The organism is Microbacterium sp. K36 (genome assembly GCF_004794355.1).
Taxonomy (GTDB): Bacteria; Actinomycetota; Actinomycetes; order Actinomycetales; family Microbacteriaceae; genus Microbacterium; species Microbacterium paraoxydans_D.
In genome coordinates this window covers 1-447 of sequence record NZ_SSDN01000093.1, presented here as the reverse complement: position 1 = coordinate 447, position 447 = coordinate 1, and the positions used below count along the sequence as shown (strand labels likewise).

2 protein-coding genes are annotated in these 447 nt (G+C 66.4%); both read right to left on the bottom strand.

The genetic code is table 11. From position 1 onward, the window contains the following. Nucleotides 1-262: IS66 family insertion sequence element accessory protein TnpB (gene tnpB / locus DW296_RS12705; RefSeq protein WP_136052521.1), on the bottom strand; the 262-nt coding region annotated here is incomplete at its 3' end. A 5-nt stretch (nucleotides 263-267) separates the two neighbouring features. Further along, nucleotides 268-447, bottom strand: a 180-nt coding sequence (locus DW296_RS16590; RefSeq protein ID WP_205807989.1) for a hypothetical protein, incomplete at its 5' end; no start/stop codon positions are given.

Below are 447 nucleotides of genomic sequence, written 5' to 3'. Positions count from 1 at the left end.
GCAATTGCTCGGGATTGAGCGCCGTGGCGATCGCCTGGTCGCCGTTCGTCCAGATGAAGCGCCCCTTGTTGAGGCGCCGCGCGGCCAGCCAGATGCCGAAGCCGTCGTAGACCAGCACCTTCATGCGCGTCGAACTCTTATTGGCAAACAGGTAGGCGTGGTGGGGGCGTGCCGCGCCGAACACCTTGACGACCCGCGCGAGGATCGTTTCGGTACCGGCGCGCATGTCCAGCGGCTCCACGGCCAACCAGATCGCGTCCACCCGAATCAACGCAACCACCCTTGCAGCCACTGGGCGCACTGCGCTGCGGCCGATCCCGGCCAGCGAAGACTGATCGTCGTCGCGCCACGGCGGACTTCGATCTGGATGTCCGGCACGGCAGTGGTCGGCTCGCCGATCCGCAACGGGATGAACTCGCCTTGCGGCACCCTCATCAACTCGCGGTC